This is a genomic window from Vibrio sp. Y176, from assembly GCF_033438945.1.
On record NZ_JAWOQS010001006.1, the window covers coordinates 1 to 553 of the forward strand.

1 pseudogene is annotated in these 553 nt (G+C 49.5%); it reads right to left on the minus strand.

Annotated features, from left to right (window positions below):
• Positions 1-553, minus strand: a pseudogene (locus tag R7O13_RS29905) (glutamine synthetase); the annotation flags it as partial.

The following is a 553-nucleotide window of genomic DNA, read 5'->3' on the forward strand; positions in this document are numbered from 1 at the left end:
CTAACTCGCTGTGCTCCAGTCGCTCTAGCGCTTCTGACATACGCAACGGCAGTTCAACAGCATCGTCACTTAAGGTTGGCGGACATTGGTCTTTGGTGTAGTTATCACTCGCTAATACTGCGGAAAGTACTACTGCAGCGAGAATGTAAGGGTTAACGTCAGCGCCAGCGATACGATGCTCAATACGACGGTTTTTACTGTCGCTAATCGGCACACGCAGCGCCACGCCTCGGTGGTTTTCTCCCCAGTCAGCTTTTGTTGGCACATATGCACCCGGTAAAAAGCGGCGGAAGGAGTTAACGTGCGGACAAATCAAACCCATGGCATCGGAGGGTTGTGACAACATGGCTGCCATGGTTTGATAGAAGAAGGGGCTAGCTTGACCATCGGTTTGACTAAAGTGGTTGTTACCATCTTTATCAACCAAGCTGAGGTGAATGTGCATGCCATTACCCGCTTGTTCACCAAAAGGTTTCGCCATAAATGTCGCATCAAACCCGTGCTGGTGAGCCACTTGGCGAATCAAACGTTTTGCAATGATGATTTCATCACA